Source organism: Lactobacillus sp. UMNPBX15 (genome assembly GCF_002553785.1).
In the GTDB taxonomy this organism is placed as follows: Bacteria; Bacillota; Bacilli; order Lactobacillales; family Lactobacillaceae; genus Lactobacillus; species Lactobacillus crispatus.
This window is the reverse complement of the sequence record NZ_PCYV01000057.1, coordinates 1-4,028: the sequence shown is the minus strand read 5'-3', so window position 1 is coordinate 4,028 and position 4,028 is coordinate 1. Positions and strand designations below refer to the sequence as shown.

The 4,028-nt window shown below is 45.7% G+C and carries 4 protein-coding genes; all 4 read left to right on the top strand.

The genetic code is table 11. The features are described from left to right. Window positions 1–287 precede the first annotated feature (287 nt). The 4 genes from CP366_RS11180 to CP366_RS10130 all read left to right on the top strand — a co-directional run bounded on the left by CP366_RS11180 (window position 288) and on the right by CP366_RS10130 (window position 3,825). Window positions 288–392 carry a hypothetical protein gene (locus CP366_RS11180; protein ID WP_003554982.1) on the top strand — a complete coding sequence of 35 codons (105 nt, stop codon included), beginning with the start codon at window positions 288–290 and terminating at the stop codon, window positions 390–392. Between the two features lie 277 nt (window positions 393–669). Further along, entirely contained in the window at window positions 670–1,587 is a 918-nt protein-coding gene (locus CP366_RS10140; protein WP_089146203.1) for an ABC transporter ATP-binding protein, read from the top strand. Continuing rightward, complete coding sequence (locus CP366_RS10135; protein ID WP_089144295.1) at window positions 1,574–3,190, top strand: ABC transporter permease; 1,617 nt, start codon at window positions 1,574–1,576, stop codon at window positions 3,188–3,190. The genes CP366_RS10140 and CP366_RS10135 overlap by 14 nt, the downstream gene beginning before the upstream one ends. Further along, complete coding sequence (locus CP366_RS10130) at window positions 3,187–3,825, top strand: TetR/AcrR family transcriptional regulator (protein ID WP_089146204.1); 639 nt, start codon at window positions 3,187–3,189, stop codon at window positions 3,823–3,825. The genes CP366_RS10135 and CP366_RS10130 overlap by 4 nt, the downstream gene beginning before the upstream one ends. Window positions 3,826–4,028: the final 203 nt, after the last annotated feature.

The window sequence follows — 4,028 nt, the reverse complement described above, 5'->3', positions numbered from 1 at the left end:
GAAAATGTATTCAAATAAAATAAAGTGGATATATTTAACCAATATTTTCTAACATTACCCGGGCTAACATCACTGATCGTGACGGGGCGATTGCACTCGTCACCCTTAATTTAGAGCAGTTTAAATTGGTTCGAACCATGATGGTTGATAGTGGTTATACCGGCCAAAATTTTGCCAATGAGATTAGCAGTTTAACCTCAGCCAAGGTAATCGTCGTTAAATGAAATGAGTTACACCAATTTTCGGTTATCCCCCAACGGTGGCTCATTGAACGTTCATTTAGTTGGTTGGGAAATTATCATCGTTTATGGCGTAACTGTGAGCGTAAGCTCAACACTAGTCTCATGATGGTTTCGTTAGCTTTTATCAGGTTACTTCTCAAAAGATACTAAACAGTTTCTAAGATTTTTTGATGGTATCTTTAGATTGGGCCATGAAGTCCGTCCTAACTTATTGGTTTTGTCACTTATAAGTTTAAGGCTTCATGGCCTTTTTGGTCTAGTTATTTAGGTGTTGCACTTACATTGTAAATCCGGCGTCACAAAAAAATTGACTGACGAGTCAATAATTCGTTGACTCGTCAGTCAATCGCGACTATACTGAAAAGGTCGATCAGATACCGACATATTAAAACGTGTTTCAAGTTTGACCTTAAGGAGGATGACAAAAATGACAACAGCTATTATCGAACTTGACCATCTTCAAAAAAACTTTGGCAAGTTTGCCGCATTAAAAGATGTCAGTTTCACGTTGGCACCCGGTCAGGTTCTGGGTTTTCTAGGACCTAGTGGGGCCGGCAAATCCACGACCATTCGAGTTATTTTAGGCTTATTAAAAAAGAGTGGCGGCTCAGTGACCGTCTTCGGCAAAGATGCCTGGCGGGATGATGCGGCGATTCATCCACGCATCGCCTATATTCCTGGGGACGTTTATTTATGGCCAAATCTTTCTGGCGGCGAAATTATCGACCTATTGCTACGTTTAAATGGCCGCCAGCATAATCAAAAGACCGATGAACTAATCAAGGCCTTTGAATTTGATCCGAAGAAAAAAGCTCGTACCTATTCAAAAGGCAATCGTCAAAAAGTAGCGTTAATTGCTGCGTTGTCGCAAGATGCCGATTTGTATATTTTTGATGAACCCACTTCTGGGCTTGATCCATTAAATGAACAGATTTTCCAGCAAGAAGTTTTAAAACTGAAAAGAGCCGGTAAAAGTGTGCTGCTATCAAGCCACATTTTGTCCGAAGTCGAGCGAATGTGTGATTCAATTGTTATCATCCGTGATGGTAGTGTGATTGAGAGCAGCAATCTTGATCAATTACGGCATCTATCGCGGATCAAAATTGAAGTCACCACCGCTACCCCAATGACTGCTTTGGCAAAGCAAGCTGGCGTTCACGACCTCACTTATCGCGATTCCGAGCACACCAAGGCGGTTTTCACCGCTGATCGAGACGCGCTTGGCACCATCATGACCACACTGGCCGCCAACACCGTGGTCGACATGCAATCAACGCCGCCAACGCTGGAAGAATTATTCCTGCGTTATTATGGAAAGCAAGGTGAGACTCATGCGGCACAGTAATCGGAACGCAGGTTATCTGCTTCGGGCAAACCTCAAACAAAATCTAAAATTTTCACTCATCTGGCTTGTCATTTTGATCATGATGATTGCCAGTGGTGCTGGCAAATTGGAAGCAGACTTTGCAGGCGGGGCCTCGGGCTCTAAAGAGATTGTCAAAATGCTGCAAGCGCCGGGCATGGCGGCAATGTTTGGCGCGATGCCAAAGGTGGACACGTATAACACAGCGATTGTGTTTGCTGGTGTGATGGTCGTCTTCATGATTATTTTGCAGGCCTTATGGGTTATGCCGCTGATGATTCGCAACACCCGCGGTCAAGAAGAAAGTGGCTTGCTCGAAACGGTTCGCGCTCGCAATGTTGGGCGAACGGCTGCCATCACCGCCGCTTCGCTTGAGCTTCTCATCGACAGTGCCATAATGGGTATCCTCTATTTTGTCTCGTTGGCCGCTGTCAACATGGGTGGTACTGACTTGTACGGTGACTTCCTGTTTTCACTGGGGATGGTGATCGCCAACTTGCTATTCGGAGCCATTGCGTTGCTATTCGCGCAACTAACCAATAACACACGTACAGCCAATATGTTGAGCTACATGGTGCTGACTGCCGCTTATTTGGTTCGGCTGGTCACCGATATCCAGCATCAAAATCTGACGTGGTTATCACCAATTGGTTGGTTCGAAAAAGCAAACTTCTATACTGATAACAACGTCTGGGCTTTAGGTTTGGCCTTACTGGTCAGCATTCTGCTTGCGGCCAGCGCCACCATGATTGCCCGCAACCGCGATCTGGGCGCCGGGATTATTGCTGAACGCACCGGCCGAGCCAAAGCTGCCGGCTGGCTTCGCTCGATCCCTGCCTTACTGTGGCGAACTGAGCGCAGATTATTTGCTGGGTGGTTAATCGGCGCCGTGGTGTTTGGCGGCGTCATGGGTAGTGTGCTCGGCAGCGTTGGCGACATTCTTAAAACGAATCCGCTTTATCGTAAAATACTAGATGTTGGCCAAATCAACGCTGCCAATCAGACCATGGTCCTGTCATTCTTAGGCATGTATCTCGGCATTTTCGTCGCATTAGCCGTGACTGCTGGCGTCCAAGTGGCATTCCGACTCAAACGCGATGACAACCTTGGTTACTTGAGCGTCATTCATGCCGAAAAGCCAACGCGAACCACGATCAGTGTCAGCTACTATTGCTTTGGTCTGCTGGCAGGCGTGTTCGTCCTTTCTGCTGGGCTGCTGGCCTTGTTCTTCACTGGGAACACTGTTCTCAGTCACCCGTTGCCGCTCAAGTACCTCGGTCGCCTATTCGTGGCTAGCGTTCCGGCTGTGATATCGTTTATCGCCCTTGGCATCGCACTAGTCGGTCTGTGGCCACGCTTAAGCAGTCTATTCTGGCTGTATATGGGAGCCGGTCTGATCGTTCAAATTTTCCGGGGATTGTTTGATTTGCCAAAACACGCAGGCAACTTCACACCTTTTGGCTGGATTGCCAATGTACCGGTTGAAAACGTTGATCAAACATGGCTAATCGTGATGGTTGTTAGCGCTATAGTATTATTTATTCTTGGCATTGCTGGTTATCGCCGTCAGGATTTGAGCCTATGAAAAATGTTGTGACAGATCCTGAAAAGGTCACCCGAATCCTCAAAACAGCGACGGAAATTTTCGGCCAGCAAGGCTTCATCAAGAGCAAAACCGATCAGATTGTCAACCAAGCACAAGTATCTAAGGGCTTGCTCTTCCATTATTTTGGCAATAAACAAGCGCTGTATCTTGACGCTTTCAAATATGCCTATCATCGAATTTATGATCACATGGACCCTAAAAAGTGGCAGAATGCCCCTGGCTTGGCTGCCATGATGACCACTGCAGTTAAGTATGAGTTGAAACTACAATTCAAATTCCCAGCTGAATACCGCTTGATAATGCAAGCCTATGCTGATTTACCGCATTTTCCCGAACCGTTGCGACAACAAGTGCAGCAAGAAACAACTGCCATATCCGCTGAAATCGATCGCATTTTTCGCGAGAAAATTGAACAGCTGCCTCGTCGTGAGGGCCTGTCAGTCGATGACGTTTTCGGTGTCGTTTCTGCCTTAATCGCCCAACAAACGGCGGTCACCACCAGACTCATTGCCAGTGGCCATTATCGCAAGTTTGAAGATCTGCAGTCCGTGGTTGAGACGATGGCACGCCAGTTATTGATTGTCGAACACGGCTTTTTACCAGATGAAAGTTGACGTCAGCTGATAGATCAAAAAAGGTCATTAGGGTATAGTAAGAAATAATTAACTAAATTAGATCATATTATTAGTCTTGATGTAATAATATGATCTTTTTATTTTCTTTTCGCCTATTTATTGAATACATATGATATAATATTAGTTAAGGAGGTGAAACTATGAAAGCTAATCAAGTAATGGAAATACTTCAAATTAGCCGC